Source organism: Paenibacillus sp. sgz302114, assembly GCF_056120345.1.
In genome coordinates this window covers 1-317 of the sequence record NZ_JBVYOI010000062.1, presented here as the reverse complement: position 1 = coordinate 317, position 317 = coordinate 1, and the positions used below count along the sequence as shown (strand labels likewise).

The 317-nt window shown below is 56.5% G+C and carries 1 protein-coding gene; it reads left to right on the top strand.

Going from position 1 to position 317, the window contains the following annotated elements:
* On the top strand, positions 1-317 hold a 317-nt coding region (locus AC0LWF_RS27920), incomplete at both ends, for a fibronectin type III domain-containing protein (RefSeq protein ID WP_474654710.1).

Sequence of the window (317 nt, the reverse complement as noted above, 5' to 3'; positions counted from 1 at the left end):
TCGAATGTGACGGCGGTAACCACGATTCCACAGCCAATTACAGACTTGAAGAGAAGCGATGCGACAACACTCACGAGCATCTCGCTGCAGTGGACGCAGGCGAAGGAAGCGACAGCTGTCGTCCTTCAGCAGTCCACGAATGGCACGACATGGACGCCAGCAGCAACGGGCACGCTCAGCCCAACTGCTTCGCAAGCGACCGTTACCGGTCTTACGCAAGGCGCACCATATAAATTCCGCTTGGTCGTTACCGGCGGTCAGAACGCAGGCAATTCTACCGTTCTAGACGCGACAACGCTAACGGTACCTGTAGCGAA